The sequence below is a fragment of the Edaphobacter sp. genome (assembly GCF_028283685.1).
Taxonomy (GTDB): Bacteria; Acidobacteriota; Terriglobia; order Terriglobales; family Acidobacteriaceae; genus Edaphobacter.
Window position 1 is genome coordinate 365,187 of record NZ_JAPWKF010000001.1, and the last position, 15,110, is coordinate 380,296.

Below are 15,110 nucleotides of genomic sequence, written 5' to 3' on the forward strand. Positions count from 1 at the left end.
GTAGATCGTGCGGCTGTCATCCAGCAACCGATTCCGTAGACTTGTTGATATGAACTTCAGATTACGAATGGCGACGGATGAGGACATGCCTGCAGTCCGCCGGGTGATCGATGCCTCCGTACGTGACCTGCAGGCAGGGGATTACTCGCCTGCCGAAATTGATGCTTCGCTGAAGACCGTATTTACGACGGACACCCAGCTGATCGCGGATGGCACCTATTTTCTTGCGTTCTCCGAGAGCGGTGAGCTTGCCGGATGCGGTGGATGGTCGAAGCGGAAGACGCTGTACGGCGGTGACAGCCAGGTGGAGAAGATTGAGCCGGAGCTGCTGAATCCTGCAACGGACGCGGCGAAGGTGCGGGCGATCTTTGTCCATCCAGACTTTGCGCGGATGGGGCTGGGCAGCCTGATCCTGAAGGCCGCTGAAGATGCCGCGGTCGCTGCAGGCTTCCGAAGCTTTGAGATGGGGAGCACACTGACCGGCATGAAGCTATACAAGCTCAAAGGCTACAGGGAGGTCGAGCGGGCGCAGGTTCCGGTCGGCAACGGGGAGCATATTGAGATCGTGAAGATGGTGAAACACGCCTGATTGCGTCTGCAGTGCAGCGGAACAGTTGCTCTTGTTCCTGCTGCGCTGCGACGCGCGTTCTGTTCGATCAGGCCACAGTCAGCTTGAGCGCGATGCCGATATCGGCTGAGGCCGGCCGCGTGGATGGCATGGTGACGTGCAGGCCGTCGGCCCTCTGCGTGAACTTGAGCGACTCACTGTAGCCGAGCATGTGCGCTCCGACGACCTTCTGCGCGTGTGGGCTGCCGGTGCCGAGAGAGGTCACGACGGCCTCACCCGCAGGCCAGCCCTGCACAAAGGCATAGAGCGTCTTGCCCTTGGTGGTGAAGCGGATATCCTGGGCGCCGAGGTCCGGCTTCTTGCCTTCATTGGGATCGAACTCCTTGCCGTTCTTGGCAATGACGACCTTGGTGGAGGGACCTTCGCCGTAGATCTTCCACGGGCGCGAGGCATAGATGCCTTCGCTGTTGATCTGCATCCACGCGGTGATGCCTTCGAGAGTCGTGACTTCTTCGGGATCGAGCTCGCCGGAGTTGGGCAGCGGGAAATTAAGCAGCAGGTTGCCGTTCTTGCTGACGATATCGACAAGCAGGTCGATGACCTTCTTCGCCGATTTGTATTTGACGCCACGGCGATAATGCCATTCGCCGACGCAGGTGTCCGTCTGCCATGGATTGGCCGCGATGTCATCAAGGACGCCGCGCTCGCGATCGAGGGCGCAGGTTCCGTTTTCACAGTCGGTCATGGTCTTGCTGAAGTAGATGGATTCAACCTTGCCACCGTGTTTTTTGGCACTGAGGTTGTAGAGATGCGCCACCAGAGAAAGGCCGTACTCTTCGAACGGAATGCCGCCGTCGGTGTAGAGCAGATCGGGCTGATGCTGATCGAGCAGGTCCTTGATGCGGTTGAAGTATTCCTGCTTCCAGCGGGTGGGAGCGACGCGGCCCATGGCCTTCGCGGTCTTCACAAAGTCGGCTGGCTCGCCGGTGTAGTCGTGGTAGAGATCGGCGTATGCGGGAAGCACGCCGTCGTACGGCACGCCGGCCAGCGGGCCGGTTGAGTCGCTGGTGTGGGACGTCGCAAACCAGTCGTAGGAGTTGGAGAGGTGTTCGGAGACGCCGAAGCGCAGGCCGCGTTTGCGTGCCGCATTCTTCCAGATGCCGACGATGTCCTTGTTGGGACCAGTGGCGACGGCGTTCCAGCGCTTCTGGTACTTCGAGTTCCACATGTCGTAGTTGTCGTGATGCACGCCCATGGAGAAGAAGTACTTTGCTCCCGCTTTGACATAGAGATCCATCAGATGATCGGGGTCCCAGCGCGCAGCCTTGAACTGCGGCACGAGATCCTTGTAGCCGACCTTGGAGGGATGGCCGTAAGTCTTGAGGTGGTACTTGTACTGATCCGAGCCCTGCACGTACATGTTGCGTGCGTACCAGTCGCCGTCCTCGATGGCCGACTGTGGCCCCCAGTGCGACCAGATGCCAAATTTAGCCTCGCCGAACCAGGAGGGAATCTTGTAGCCAGCGAGGGAGGAGCGTGTGCCCTGGAAAGGTCCCGCAGCGATGGGAAGATCGGCGGCAAAGGCTCGAGCCGGGCGAAGGGCAAAGCTCGGGGTGGCAGCAGCGAAAAGCTTGAGTGAGTCGCGACGCGTCAGTTTCATTGCTGGAAGTTCGCTTTCATGGGAGTGGACAGGCAGCACCACTCTAGCGGTGTCGGGGGAGAAGTGCAAGGATGCGATATTGTGAAAGGACTGACGAAGCAGATTAAGGAGCAAAACAGAGATGGTTGAGATGCCGATGATCGCGAAGGGGACCGATGAACTCTACCTGTTGGCCGGGATGACGAACCGCCACGGATTGGTGGCCGGCGCGACCGGAACGGGGAAGACGGTGACGCTCCAGGTGATGGCCGAGGCGCTCAGCTCGATCGGCGTGCCTGTCTTCGCGGCAGATGTGAAGGGCGATCTCTCCGGCATCAGCCAGCCCGGCAAAAGCTCGCCGAAGTTCGATGAGCGAGTGAAGTCGCTCGGCCTGGGCGAGTGGAGCTTCTCCGGCTGCCCGGTCACGTTCTGGGATGTCTTCGGGAAGGAAGGTCATCCGGTGCGCTCGACGGTGAGCGAGATGGGACCACTGTTGTTCAGCCGCATTCTCAATCTCAATGAGACGCAGGCGGGCGTGCTGACGCTGGTCTTCAAGATCGCCGACGATAGTGGCCTGCTGTTGCTGGATATGAAGGACCTGCAGGCGATGCTGCAGCACGTCTCGGAACATGCCAAGGAATATCAGTCGAGCTATGGCAACATTTCGGCGGCAAGCATTGGCGCGATTCAGCGCGGCCTCGTCACGCTGGGGCAGGAGGGTGGCGACCAGTTCTTCGGCGAGCCTGCGCTGAACATCGAAGACCTGCTGCAGACGGATGGCTCCGGCAAAGGCGTCGTCAACATTCTTGCAGCAGACAAGCTGCTGCAGTCTCCTCAGCTCTATGCAACGTTTCTGCTGTGGCTGATGAGCGAGTTGTTCGAGAAACTTCCGGAGATCGGTGACCAGGAGAAGCCGAAGCTGGTCTTCTTCTTCGATGAGGCGCACCTGCTCTTCAACGATCTGCCCTCGGTGCTGCAGTCGCGCATCGAGCAGGTGGTGCGGTTGATTCGCTCGAAGGGTGTCGGGGTCTTCTTCGTGACACAGAATCCGATCGACGTGCCGGACACTGTGCTGGGCCAGCTGGGAAACCGCGTGCAGCACGCGCTGCGGGCCTTCTCGCCGAAGGATCAGAAGGCGGTGAAGGCTGCGGCACAGACGTTTCGTGAGAACCCGAAGCTGAACGTGGAACAGGTGATCACGCAGATGGGCGTTGGAGAGGCGCTGGTCTCGTTCCTTGATGTGAAGGGCATACCGGGAGTGGTGGAGCGGGCGATGGTCTGCCCGCCACACAGCCAGATTGGGCCAATCACCCCGGAACAGCGCGCCGCGATCATCAAAAGCTCGGTGGTCGCAGGCGTCTACGAGACGCCGGTGGATCGCGAGTCGGCTTACGAGAGGCTGAAGGGCAAGGTCGTTGCGTCCACGGTTTCTGCAGCGCCTGCACCGGGCGGCGCCGGCGCTGGAACTGTGCCTGAAGGGCATGACGGTGGCTGGCTGGGGTCTGCGGGAAGTGTTCTGGGAGGCGTTCTTGGAGGGGGCGGCACAAGGCGTGGAGACACGGTGGTTCAGGCAATGGTCAAGAGCGCGGCTCGCACGATGGGGAGCACGGTAGGCCGCGAGATTATTCGTGGTGTTCTGGGGTCGCTACTGGGGGGCAACACCAGCAGGCGGCGCTAAGCTGGAACTGAAAACGAGTGCGGCCTGCATAGAGAATCTTCGCAGGCCGCATCGCTATTTTAGATAACCTTCAGCAGCAGCAGGATGAGGACGATGGTCAGGATAAGACTTAGACCTCCTCCACCGTAGTAGCCGAGACCTGGTCCCATGCGATAGCCACCGAAGCCAAACAGCAAGATCAGAATGATCAGAAGAAGAAGCATTGTTTTTTGTTCTCCTATCGTGGCGAAAGTCAGTCGTCCCTTAGCTAGGATGCAGAATCAGCGCCGGGGGTACGGCGGGAGAACATCTTTGCGGTTCGATCTAGCGCGCCGTGACTGATCCGTTGAAAATCTGGAACTCTCGGATGCCAGCGGAACCCACAGTGGACAGCAGGTTGAGGCGAACACGCTGTGCGGTAACGGCCGGGAAGATATCGATCTTCTTGTGGCCTATCGCCTGAGCGTGAGCGATGGTCTTCCAGGCTCCGTTCTGCCAGACCTCGATGCTGTATTCCTGAACGTGTTGACCTTCGTTGAGCCACTCCATGGTGAGAGCGCGGTCGAAGGTGATGGGCTTGGCAAAGCTGAGCTCGAGCGTGGCGTGACGTGCAGGGGCGGACCAGAAGGTCGATGGATCATTGTCGACAGCGGACCTGGCTGCAGGCTCGCTCAGCGTGTGTGGCGTCTTCACCGCCAGGTTGCTGGCAGGGCCGTAGAGACGCTGAACCGCCTCACCAAATTCGCGCAGGCGGTTGGCATCTGATTCGGGCAGCAGGCCTGTGTTGTCAGGCGCAAGGCCAAGCATCAACTGCGCACCGCGGCCGACGGTCTTGTTGTAGATGTCGAGTAATTCATTGAGCGAAAGCAGGGAGGCCTCATCGTTGGGATGCCAGAACCAATGCAGTTTCCGGAGTGGGGTATCGGCCTCGACGGGGCGCCAGCGGAGATAACCGGCGCGGTCGATGACGTTCCAGTTCTCGTACGGCACGGTGCCATCTTCCGAACCAACCCAGCGGGCATCGGCATCCTTGAAGAGCGCCGTGTCGGCGAAGACGACGGTGTTGGGCTGGTAGGTGCGCAGTTCTTCGATGATTTTGTTGAAGTCATAGGTACGGCCTGCGGAACCGGCGCCATCGAGCCAGAACTCCGCGAGCGGACCGTAGTGAGTAGACAGCTCGGTCAGCTGTGCGAGGTAGTACTTGTCATAGGCGGCCGGATCGGGATAACGCTTGTCGTGGCGATCCCAGGGGGAGAGATAGACGCCGAAGCCGAGGCCTGCCTGATGTGCGGAGTCAGAGGCAAGACGAACAAGATCTCCCTTGCCGTTGAGCCACGGGCTGGCCTTCACCGAGTAGTCAGTATTTGAACTGGGGAAGAGAGCGAAGCCGTCGTGATGCTTGGCAACGAGGACAGCGTACTTTGCTCCGCCAGCCCTGGCGGCCTGCATCCACTGGTCGGTATCGACGTGTGTGGGATTGAAGGTGGACGGCGATGCGGTCCCGTCGCCCCACTCTCGATTCAAAAAGGTGTTGGTCGAGAAGTGGATGATGACACCGATCTCCAAATCCTGCCAGTGCAGCTGTGCAGGATTTGGCTTGATGTCGGGAAAGCTTTGAGCCTGAGACGGTGCACAGAAGGCAGGCGACAGCGCGAGTGCGAGCAGAGAAGAACAGAGACGACGCATAAACATAAGGTAGCGGATTGTTGCGGATTCAATTTCAGCTAAATGTCTTGCCTGACTCTCAGGGCATCAGTGGGGAAGGATCTCGAGGGTGTGGGCTGAAGCTGTGCGCGTCGTATTGCGGTGTCGCTCGGAACGTTTTTCGTCGTAGAGGATCTTGTCGCAGTTGAGGAATAGCTGCTCCCAGTTCTCTTCCGAGGTTTCCAGCTGGGCGAGACCGAAGCTGGCCGTCACGCGGGTGCGCGTCTGTCCGTAGATGATGTCCGTGGCTGCGACAGCCGTTCTCAGCCGCTCGGTAATCTCAAGGGCCTCGTTGTGCGGCGTATTTGGCAGCAAAATAGCGAACTCGTCTCCGCCGATGCGGGCCAGGATGTCACGCGGACGGATTCCTCGCTGCAGGCAGGCTGCAACGGCGATGAGGGTTGCGTCTCCACAGTGATGACCGTAGGTGTCATTGACGTGTTTGAAGTCGTCGAGATCGATCACGACGGCAGAGAGGGGTTGATGATCGCGACGGCAGGCGAGGATACGCTGCTCGGCGGCCAGCTCAATGCCTCGCCGGTTTAGAGCGCCGGTCAGGGGATCCGTGGATGCCTGGACCTCCAGCTTGCCGCGAAGCATGGCAGCGGTCATCCAAACGTAGGCGATCATGATGCCGCCCTGAAGACAGGAGTTGATGATGACGAGCCAGGCGAGGAATGGTCCTGCCTGCAGGTAGTCGCGAGGGGCGCCGTGGAGAGTGACACCGATGACGCGCACGAGGTTGCTCAGAGCGAGGCCGCAGACCATGAGCAGCATGCAGACGGCGGGAATGTTGAGCGATGGGTTGCGGTTCTGCAGGAGGAGAGCGGCGAGATAGAGCTGCTGGAAGAAGAGGATGATGCTGTAGACGACGAGGCGGCGGGCCGTATCAGGATGGAGGACGCCATATTCAACCATGGCAATGGTCATCAAAAAGAGCAGGGTGCCATGGATGTAAACGTGCCAGGTTGGGCGGTCGAAGAAGTCTTTCAGGCAAAGGCAGAGGCTGGCGTAGCCTACGGCAACGGGGATGGTTCCGGCGAGGATGGAGATTGAGTTGGGGATGTGGCCGCGCAGGGCGACGGCGATGGCGCCGATGAGGACGAAGAGGCTGTAGCCGCAGAACCAGTTCACACCCTTCATGCCTTTGTAATGCCAGGAGTTGGCGAAGGTCAGCAGGGTAAAGAGAACAAGGGAGACAACATGTTCAACATGTAGGGAATGAATATCCAAATCGTCGTCCTGTGCTTTTCGGGGTTCGACAACAGTGTAAGGCGAAGTATGAATTCTTCGCGATTTGTTTTTCATTGCCTCTGGGTTTGGATGCGGGTGATTTCCGCGGAGAGCGGTTCTTCCGTTGCCGGGTTTGGAGCAGGTGCGGGGCCGGTTTGTGCTGCCTGGATTCTCTGGGTGGAGCGCAGGTTGGTGGCGGCGATTTGGAGGCCGTAGAGGAGGAGGCCGGCGCGGCGGGCGTCGATGTGGTTGGCGGCGATGCGGGAGAGGAGCTCGCCGAGGGACTCTTCGATGGCTTCGTGGCTGCTGGGGGTGAAGAGGGAGAAGCTGGAGGTGCGGGCGTAACGCTCCTGGGGAGCGACGACGGGGCGGCGGTAGTCGTGGTGGAAGTAACAGAACTGCTCGTTGCGCATGCGCGGGCTGCCGCAGCGGTGATTGTCGGGGAAGATGTGGTGGCACTGGTGTTTGCTGGCCGGGTTGTCGTTGTTGTGCAGAGCTTCGTTCGGCTGATCGATCATGGTATCCCCCCTTGTTTCGGGTCAAAATATTGAAAATAGATAATTTAGGTCTGGACCTCGGGTGCAGGTTGGTGGCCAAACGGTGGAATGTCTGGGGAATCTTCGTATGATCCAGTCAAAATATTGAAATGAAATGGTTTGCTGCGTTAAGTAGAGAAGCCCCGGCAGCTGCCGGGGCTTTGTTATTTGCGACTACTTCTATTTTAGAGAGTTGAGGTGGGAAATATGCCAGTTGAGAGATGTTTGTTTTCGTCTGGCAAGTTTAGTGTTTTGTTTGCGATAGGTGGTTTATTGAAGAATTTGGTTTAATTTGGGGGCTTGACAGGGATTGGTGAGGCTCGCGTCGTCTGTTGTGACTGGCGATTAGTTTTGCCCTTTTGGGGCTTCACTCCGGCCCTTCGGCGGAGTTGATCGATGTTGGGCTTTGGCACGGCTGAAGTGATTCTCTTAAAGAAGGCGGTTCGAGCTTTGCTCGAATGAACCCACACATGCCTTCGGCATGTATGGGGCACCCGGCATGTGTGCGGCACCTGTCCTGAATTAGAACGAGCAAGCCAATGGCTATCTTTTCGGCTCATACCGCATCGCAACCGCGCCTGAGCTGAGCTCCAGGCGGCTTACGAGCGTCAGGTCGACAGGCTTCGATAGCCCTGCGAACAATGTTGGTCCGTGGCCTGCGAGCCTGGGCTGTACTACGAACTCGTACTCATCGATCAGGCCTAGTTCGGCCAGTGCCTGCGGGAGCTTTACGCCTCCGACGAAGAGTCCATTGCCCGGTTGCTGCTTGAGCTGCTGAACGGCCTTACTGAGATCTCCGCGCAGGAGTTCTGCGTTCCAATCGACTTTGTTGAGGCTGCTGGATACGACGTACTTCTTTGCCGCGTCGATGGTGCGGGCGAAGGGTTTCATCCATTCGGGCATTGCTCCCGCGGGTAATGGAGACCGCCATGCTGCCTCCATCATCTCGTAAGTTACCCGGCCAAAGAGGAGGGCGTCGGCCTGCTGGATATTCTCGACTGCGTGACGATGGATGTCTTCGCTGGGCACGATGGCTCGGTGGTCGCAGCATCCGTCGAGTGTGACGTTGATGGAGTAGCGAAGAGGCCGCATTCGGGAAGGGTAGCGCCGATGGCGAGAGACCAGCAAGGCATCTTTGGCTGCCGGATGGACGACCGGCAGACGCTGATGGCGGTCGGCGCGCCGTGGTTTAGCTGACCGCGTGGTTCAGCTGACCGTGGATCGCTGCAGGGCGATGCCTGCCTTGAAGTTTTCGGCGATGCGCTGGGATTTTGCGATGACGGTGGCGGCGTGCGCTGGCCGGAGGACTTCGTGGGCGGTCTCGGCGAAGAGGGCGAGCCAGCGGGAGAAGTGGTCGGGGTCGAGCGGGAGCTGAAGATGGGTCATCATGGGGTCGCCTTTGTAGCGGCCGGTGGTGAGCAGGACGGTGGACCAGAAGTCCTTGAGGGTGGCGAGGTGATGGGGCCAGTCACCGACGATGGCGTTGAAGATGGGGCCGATGTCGGGATCGAGGCGGACCTTCGAGTAGAAGGTGTCGACGAGGAGGGAGATCTCGGGTTCGGTGATCTTTGAAGACATGGGGATAGTTTAGGACTGCGGCTCGTGCTTTGTTAATGATAGAGATGCCCGATTGATGACGAGTTTTAGATACGGAGTCGAAGGGCCTGCGGTTGCTTCTCGATGCGGTTGCTATGCTGGGCTCAATGAATGAGGCGATGTACTACACCTACATTGTGGCCAGCAGGAGTCATAACTTTTATGTGGGTATGACGAGCGAGATGGAGCTTCGTGTTGAACAGCATAAACAGGGGCGATTCGAAGGGTACTCGAAGAAGTACAACTGCAATCGGCTGGTTTGGTTTGAGCGCATCCCTTTGTTCAGGATGCGATCGCGCGGGAGAAGCAGTTGAAGGGATGGTCGCGCGCCAAGAAGATCTGGCTGATTGAACGCGAGAATCCGGCCTGGGTGGATTTGAGTGAGGAGTGGGGGAAGCCGGTGAAGATGTTCGGTGAGGCTTGAGGCGTTGGGGAGCCAACGGCAAAAGCAACCGCAGGTCCTTCGACTGCGTGGTTCGCAAAATGCCGCGAACCACTTCGCTCAGGATGACACTTCTGTTACTGCAATTTGTTAGCAAAAAATGGTTGGGAATTTTGGGGTCGCATGTCGAGGTGACCATGGAGCCGTTAACGGCGAGCATAGTGGATGGAAGCCGGCGCTGGTTTGATGACCGCGCCTTCGGTGAACCTTCTACCTGCCGAACTTCTGGCGGCCTTGTAGCTGACTCATCATTCTTTGCTGGGCCTTCATGCCGCCTCCGCTGCCCATGGTTTTGAAGACCTTGCGCATCTGGCCGTACTGGCGGAGTAGGTTGTTGACGTCCTGCACGGTGGTGCCGGAGCCTGCGGCGATGCGTTTGCGGCGGCTGCCGTTGATGATCTCGTGGTCGGCGCGCTCGCGGGAGGTCATGGAGTTGATGATGGACTCGACGCGGGTGAACTGGCCTTCGTCTACGTTGTCGATGGCCTGCGACATGCCGGCGAAGGGGCCGACGGAGGGGAGCATCTTGAGGATGGACTTCATGGAGCCCATCTTCTTGATCTGACGGAGCTGGTCGCGGAAGTCCTCGAGGGTGAAGCCGTCGCCGGAGAGTGCCTTCTTGGCGAAGGCCTCGGCCTTGCCCTTGTCGAGCGTGGATTCGGCGCGCTCGAGGAGGGTGGCGATGTCGCCGTGGCCCATGATGCGGGAGACGATGCGGTCGGGGTGGAAGGGCTCGAAGGCGTCGGGCTTTTCGCCGGTGCCGAGGAACTTGATGGGCGCGCCGGTGATGTTGCGGATGGAGAGAGCAGCGCCGCCGCGGGCGTCGCCGTCCATCTTGGTGAGGATGGCGCCGGTGATGGTGAGGCTGTCGTTGAAGGCCTTGGCGGAGTTGACGGCGTCCTGTCCGGTCATGGCGTCGGCGACGAAGAGGATCTCGGAGGGCGAGAGGAGCTTTTTGAGCTGCGCCATCTCGTCCATGAGGACGGCGTCGATGCCGGTGCGTCCGGCGGTGTCGACGATGAGCATGTCGCAGCCGAAGTTGGCGGCCTCGCGCTTAGCCTCTTTGGCGAGGCGGAGGACGTCGTCGGTGCCGGGGGTGGCGGCGTCAATCTTGCCCTCGTAGAGCTGGGCGCTGATGGACTGGGCGACGACCTTGAGCTGCTGGCGGGCGGCGGGGCGGTAGACGTCGACGGAGACGAGCATGGGCCGGTGGCCGGCCTTCTTGAGCCACTGGGCGAGCTTGGCGGAGGTGGTGGTCTTACCGGAGCCCTGCAGGCCAGCCATAAGGATGACGCTGGGCGGCTGCGAGGACTTCTGGAAGCGCGCGGTGTCCTTGCCGAGGATGTTGACGAGCTCATCGTGGACGATCTTGACGAGCTGTTCGGAGGGCGACAGGGAGGTGGTCACCTGGGAGCCCATGGCGCGTTCGCGGATGTGCTCGATGATCTGGTCGACGACGGCGAGGTTCACGTCGGACTCGAGCAGGGCGATGCGGATCTCGCGGAGGGCGTCGGAGACGTTCTCGTCGGTGATGGTGCCCTGGCCGCGGAGGTTTTTGAAGGAGCGCTGGAGCTTATCGGAAAGATTCTCGAACATGACTGCATCAAGTTTAGCAGTCGGCGGGACCGTCTGGAGGATGGGTTATTGCGGCGGTTTGGGGCTGGAGGCGTGGCGTTCGCGGTTGAGGAAGGTCATGGAGAAGTAGGCGCCGATCCAGGAGCCGGCGGCGGCGAAGCAGACGTAGATCCAGTGCTGGGTGTAGCTGATGACGGCGAAGGCTGAGAGCAGATACCAGATGCTGCTATAGGTGGCTGCCGGGACGCGCCGGTGGCTGGCGACGGCGGAGTTGAAGAGGACGTAGACGGCGTCGGTGGCGGCGGTGGAGAGGAAGACGCCGAGGGCAAGGGGGAGTTCGATGGACGGCATGATGGAGACCTCCCGGTCGGGGTGCAGCGATGATACGTGGCGAGTTTCAGCTGAGTTTTCCTCGAGGAGTACAGCGGCGGGTTCTTAGCTAGGTTGGTTCGCAGGGGGAGGGCGATGGTTCGATGGCGGCCAAACGGAGCATAATCGGGCTATGCAGACATGGGGTCAGGGTACGGGGAACGTCGCGACGATTCGCGAGTACATGACCTATCTGCGTGTGGAGAAGGGCATGCGACCGGCGACGTGCGAGGCCTACCAGCGCGACCTGGAGCAGTTTGCCGAACATATTGAAAAGCACAACGGCGTGCTGGCGAGTGCGAGCCAGGACGATGTCAGCAGCTTTATGCAGGGACTGCGGGCCAACGGCGTGGAGTCGCGTTCGATTGCACGGAAGCTGAGCGCTCTGCGCGGCTTTTATCGCTGGCTGCTGATGGACAAGAAGATTACGCATGATCCGACGGTGAATGTGGAGTCGCCTGCGAGCTGGAAGGTTCTGCCGAAGAGCCTGGCGGAGTCGGAGATGACGGAGATGCTGGACCGGACGGGCGCGGCGGCGAAGGTGGCTGATGCCGATGGTCTGGCGCTGCGCGATCACGCGATCCTGGAGCTGCTGTACGCGGGCGGTCTGCGGGTTGCGGAGATCTGCAGTCTGCATGTGGAGGATCTGAACCTCGATTCCGGTCAGGCGCTGGTGCGCGGCAAAGGCGATAAGGAGCGGATCGTACCGCTGGGACGTACGGCGATCGAGGCGCTGGAGAGATATCTGAAGCTGGGACGGCCGGAGCTGGTGACGGCTGGAATGCAGCGCGCCCTGTTTCTGAGCGTGCGCGGCAAGCCGTTGACGCGGCAGTGGGTGTGGGAGATGGTGCGGTCTGCTTCGCCGACCGGGACCAAGGCGAGTCCGCACAAGCTGCGGCACAGCTGCGCGACGCACATGGTGGAGCATGGCGCAGATCTGAGGAGCGTGCAGACGCTGCTGGGTCACGCCGATATCGCGACGACGCAGGTGTATACGCATCTTGCGCTGGGCCGGTTGAAGCAGGTGCACCGGATGCATCATCCGCGGGGAAAGCGCCTGTTGCAGGTGGCGGAGTAGGCCATGGCGGAGCGGAGTGAGTTTGTCGAGCTCGCGGAGCGCTTTCTCTCCATGCTGGCGAACGAGCGCGGGGCGTCGGAGCACACGGTGCGGGCGTATGCGCGCGAGGTCAAAAACTTTGCAGTCTACCTGGAAGAGAGCCTGGGCAAGGATGCCGGGGTGAAGGTGGTGGAACATCTGCATATACGGGCCTACCTTGGGGTGCTGTATCAGCGCGGCCTGACGAAGGCGAGCGCGGCGAGGGCACTGGCCGCGGTGCGGAGCTGGTTCAAGTGGATGGCGAAGGAGCGACTGGTGGAGCAGAATCCTGCGCTGCTGGTGAGTACGCCAAAGCTGCCGAAGCACCTTCCGCGCGTGCCGAGCGTGGAGGAGGTTAACCGCGTACTGAACTCGCTTGAAGAGAGGCGTTCTGCCGAGCGAAGTGGCGATAGCGAGCAGGGAACGGCAGATGGCGAGGCGATCGCGTGGCCGGAGCGGGACCGGGTGATCTTCGAGCTGCTGTATGGCTGCGGGATTCGCAACTCGGAGCTGGTGGGTTTGAACGTGGACAGCGTGCGCTGGGGCGATGACGCCATCCTTGTCCGCGGCAAGGGACGCAAGGAGCGGCTGGTTCCGCTGGGCGACGAGGCGGCGATTGCGCTACGGACCTATCTTCCGGTCCGGGAGGCCAAGCTGACGGCTTCGGGTAAGGGAGCGCTGGTCCACGAGGGACCGCTGCTGACGAATCTAAGGATGCGTGGCGATTGCAGGCTAACGACGCGCAGTGTAGGGCGAATCGTGAAGGCGATTGCGCTGAGTCGCGGGCTGGCTGCCGATGTGCATCCGCATACGCTGCGCCATGCGTTTGGAACGCACATGCTGGAAGAGGGCGCTGACCTGAGAGCGATCCAGGAGATGCTGGGACACGAGCGGCTTTCGACTACACAACGGTATACGCAGCTGACGGTGGGCCAGGTGCAGCGGGTCTACGACGAGACTCACCCCCGGGCGAAATAGCAGCATTCGCGTGCGGCAGAGGGGAATTGCCTTCACCGGAGGACCCAGGCCCGCCGGGCGGGACGGTCTTTCCGTTGTCGCCGGACCAGCCGGCAGACGCTTCGACTCCGTAGGGAAGAAAGATGGAAAAGACGGTGCCATGCCGCTCGGCGGTCTGGGAGCTGCGTAAGGCGATGTGGCCGCCGTGCCGCGCGATGATCTGCTGGGTGACCCATAGACCGAGGCCAGTCCCGGTGGTCCCCTTGGTGGTGTAGAAGGGCTCGAAGACCTGGCGCATGGTGTTGCCGCTCATGCCGACGCCGGTGTCGGCGACGGTAAACCAGATGCCGTGCTCTACGGAGTGAGTGTCGGTACCGGGACGGATACGCAGGAGGAGGCGGCCCTGTCCGGGCATGGAGTCAAGCGCATTGGTGACGAGATTGACGAGGACCTGACGCATCTCTCCCTGATGACAGAGAAGGGGAGGAACGGGCTGATAGCTGGTCTCGACGGCGACGTGGGAGACGATGAGCCGGCCGGCGTGGAGGGCGATGGCGCTCTCCATGATCTCGGAGATCTGGCAGATGGTGGGGCCGGGGGCTCCGCGAAAGAAGCCGAGAGTCTGCGAGGCGATGTGCGAGACGCGCATGAGCTCGTTCTGGGCGAGGTTGAGATAGTGGCGGCCGACTTCGGAGAGGCTCTCCTGCTGGAGAAGGAAGAGGAGATTGGTGATGGCCTCAAGGGGATTGTTGATCTCGTGGGCGATGCTGGCGGTGAGGCGGCCTGCCAGGGCGAGCTTGTCGGCGTTGCGGAGCGACTGCTCGGCGCGGCGCATGGAGGTGATGTCGCGGGCGACCTTGGAGGCGCCGATGATCTTTCCCGAGGCGTCGCGCACGGGGGAGACGGTCAGGGAGACGAGGATGTCGGAGCCATCCTTGTGACGGCGGAGGGTCTCATAGTGCTCGACGCGTTTACCGCGGCGAATGGTTTCGAGAACGGTGGCGGGGTCTTCGATGGCGCTCTCGGTGCCGAGGTCGGAGGTGAAGTGTCCGATCATTTCGGATGCCGAGTAGCCGAAGATGTGCTCGGCGCCCTTGTTCCAACTGGTGATGCGGCCTTCGAGGGTACTGCTGATGATGGCGTCGTCTGAGGATTCAACGATTGCAGCCAGCAGGGCGGAGGCCTCTTCGTGAGAGTTGATGCCGGCTCCGATGCCGATTTCTGTAGATGGAGGGTGTTGCGATGCCGATGTTCCGGCTGACGCAGGCTGGTCACTCTGCCCCTGTTGCATAGACTCCGTCACGACTGCCTCCCTGCGCGTTAGGATGCAGTTTTTCCGGCCGCGGCTAGATGACGCGCAAATTAGCTGTTGCAGCTGCCGATTCGGGGAGAATGACGTAAGTGGACTAGTAGCGTGGGATGCCGGGATCTATGAAGCGTGACCAGCGATCGATGCCGCCTGCCAGGGACTGCGCATGGTCGAAACCCTGATCGCGGAGCCACATGGTGACGGAGAGCGAGCGGGCGCCGTGGTGACAGAGAACGACGATGGGCTGGTCGGGGTCGAGCTCCTGGTGGGCACGGGAGGGAATATCTCCCATGGGCATGAGGGTGGAACCGGGAATATTTGCCAACTCCGCCTCCCATGGTTCGCGAACGTCTAAGAGGAGGGGAGCGCTGTCCTGCTTACGAAGCTGCTGGTAGGCTTCGGCCGTAATCTCTGGATCGAGCATGAGAT

General features: G+C 60.7%; 16 protein-coding genes. 5 read left to right on the plus strand and 11 right to left on the minus strand.

Going from position 1 to position 15,110, the window contains the following annotated elements; all coding sequences use genetic code 11:
- The first annotated feature begins 85 nt into the window (after nucleotides 1–85).
- Nucleotides 86–589, plus strand: coding sequence for a GNAT family N-acetyltransferase (locus PW789_RS01490; protein WP_299370524.1), 504 nt, complete (start codon nucleotides 86–88; stop codon nucleotides 587–589).
- 67 nt (nucleotides 590–656) lie between these two features.
- Here PW789_RS01490 and PW789_RS01495 read toward each other — a convergent pair whose 3' ends face one another.
- Nucleotides 657–2,228, minus strand: coding sequence for an alpha-L-fucosidase (locus PW789_RS01495; protein WP_299370526.1), 1,572 nt, complete (start codon nucleotides 2,226–2,228; stop codon nucleotides 657–659).
- 121 nt (nucleotides 2,229–2,349) lie between these two features.
- Between PW789_RS01495 and PW789_RS01500 the strand changes: the two genes are divergently transcribed.
- A complete protein-coding gene (locus PW789_RS01500) occupies nucleotides 2,350–3,885 on the plus strand; it encodes a helicase HerA-like C-terminal domain-containing protein (protein ID WP_299370528.1) in 1,536 nt (511 codons plus the stop codon).
- Nucleotides 3,886–3,944: 59 nt separating this feature from the next.
- On the opposite strand, the gene PW789_RS01505 is transcribed toward PW789_RS01500, so the two are convergent.
- The 6 genes from PW789_RS01505 to PW789_RS01530 form a co-directional block, all read right to left on the minus strand.
- A complete protein-coding gene (locus PW789_RS01505) occupies nucleotides 3,945–4,088 on the minus strand; it encodes a DUF3309 family protein (RefSeq protein WP_299370530.1) in 144 nt (47 codons plus the stop codon).
- A gap of 100 nt (nucleotides 4,089–4,188) precedes the next feature.
- Nucleotides 4,189–5,556 (minus strand): alpha-L-fucosidase, encoded by a 1,368-nt coding sequence (locus PW789_RS01510; protein ID WP_299370532.1) that lies wholly within the window; start codon nucleotides 5,554–5,556, stop codon nucleotides 4,189–4,191.
- Nucleotides 5,557–5,616: 60 nt separating this feature from the next.
- On the minus strand, nucleotides 5,617–6,801 hold the full coding sequence (locus tag PW789_RS01515; RefSeq protein WP_299370534.1) for a GGDEF domain-containing protein: 1,185 nt from the start codon (nucleotides 6,799–6,801) through the stop codon (nucleotides 5,617–5,619).
- Between the two features lie 71 nt (nucleotides 6,802–6,872).
- Entirely contained in the window at nucleotides 6,873–7,319 is a 447-nt protein-coding gene (locus PW789_RS01520) for a hypothetical protein (protein ID WP_299370536.1), read from the minus strand.
- 561 nt (nucleotides 7,320–7,880) lie between these two features.
- Entirely contained in the window at nucleotides 7,881–8,429 is a 549-nt protein-coding gene (locus PW789_RS01525; protein WP_299370538.1) for a dihydrofolate reductase family protein, read from the minus strand.
- Nucleotides 8,430–8,543: 114 nt separating this feature from the next.
- Entirely contained in the window at nucleotides 8,544–8,915 is a 372-nt protein-coding gene (locus tag PW789_RS01530) for a group III truncated hemoglobin (protein WP_299370540.1), read from the minus strand.
- Between the two features lie 188 nt (nucleotides 8,916–9,103).
- Here PW789_RS01530 and PW789_RS01535 point away from each other — a divergent pair, with 188 nt between their 5' ends.
- Nucleotides 9,104–9,247 (plus strand): hypothetical protein, encoded by a 144-nt coding sequence (locus PW789_RS01535; protein WP_299371588.1) that lies wholly within the window; start codon nucleotides 9,104–9,106, stop codon nucleotides 9,245–9,247.
- A gap of 338 nt (nucleotides 9,248–9,585) precedes the next feature.
- Here the strand turns inward: PW789_RS01535 and ffh are convergent, their stop codons facing one another.
- Nucleotides 9,586–10,971, minus strand: coding sequence for a signal recognition particle protein (gene ffh / locus PW789_RS01540; RefSeq protein ID WP_299370542.1), 1,386 nt, complete (start codon nucleotides 10,969–10,971; stop codon nucleotides 9,586–9,588).
- Nucleotides 10,972–11,016: 45 nt separating this feature from the next.
- Entirely contained in the window at nucleotides 11,017–11,301 is a 285-nt protein-coding gene (locus tag PW789_RS01545) for a hypothetical protein (RefSeq protein WP_299370544.1), read from the minus strand.
- Nucleotides 11,302–11,452: 151 nt separating this feature from the next.
- Here PW789_RS01545 and xerD point away from each other — a divergent pair, with 151 nt between their 5' ends.
- Complete coding sequence (gene xerD, locus PW789_RS01550) at nucleotides 11,453–12,397, plus strand: site-specific tyrosine recombinase XerD (RefSeq protein WP_299370545.1); 945 nt, start codon at nucleotides 11,453–11,455, stop codon at nucleotides 12,395–12,397.
- 3 nt (nucleotides 12,398–12,400) lie between these two features.
- Entirely contained in the window at nucleotides 12,401–13,393 is a 993-nt protein-coding gene (locus PW789_RS01555) for a tyrosine-type recombinase/integrase (protein WP_299370547.1), read from the plus strand.
- Here the strand turns inward: PW789_RS01555 and PW789_RS01560 are convergent.
- On the minus strand, nucleotides 13,317–14,675 hold the full coding sequence (locus PW789_RS01560) for a nitrogen regulation protein NR(II) (protein ID WP_299370549.1): 1,359 nt from the start codon (nucleotides 14,673–14,675) through the stop codon (nucleotides 13,317–13,319). The two genes, PW789_RS01555 and PW789_RS01560, sit on opposite strands and share 77 nt — an antisense overlap.
- A gap of 103 nt (nucleotides 14,676–14,778) precedes the next feature.
- Entirely contained in the window at nucleotides 14,779–15,105 is a 327-nt protein-coding gene (locus PW789_RS01565; protein ID WP_299370551.1) for a rhodanese-like domain-containing protein, read from the minus strand.
- Between the last annotated feature and the right edge of the window lie 5 nt (nucleotides 15,106–15,110).